Source organism: Phytohalomonas tamaricis, assembly GCF_003012345.1.
Classification (GTDB): Bacteria; Pseudomonadota; Gammaproteobacteria; order Pseudomonadales; family Halomonadaceae; genus Phytohalomonas; species Phytohalomonas tamaricis.
This window is the reverse complement of sequence record NZ_PVRV01000001.1, coordinates 1-255: the sequence shown is the minus strand read 5'-3', so window position 1 is coordinate 255 and position 255 is coordinate 1. Positions and strand designations below refer to the sequence as shown.

Sequence of the window (255 nt, the reverse complement as noted above, 5' to 3'; positions counted from 1 at the left end):
TCCTGGGTGACCTCACCGAACTCGGCCGCCGAATGGGCCTCGTCGACGATGCCCAGCGCAATCACCACGCCCGTCGCGGCGAAGATCAGCAGGTAGACCCCAGCGACACGCGCCTTGACGACGGAGGACAGCGCCTGGGTGAAGACCTCGACCACCACCTGGCTGCGCTCGACGTGGGCAGCCATGGCGGCCAGCAGCGCGAACATGAGCAGATAGCTGACCAGCTCGACGCTGCCGATCATTACCAATCCCGAG

General features: G+C 65.9%; 1 pseudogene. It reads right to left on the bottom strand.

Annotated features, from left to right (window positions below):
- A pseudogene (locus C3Z11_RS00005) lies at positions 1-242 on the bottom strand (TRAP transporter small permease); the annotation flags it as partial.
- Positions 243-255 lie beyond the last annotated feature (13 nt).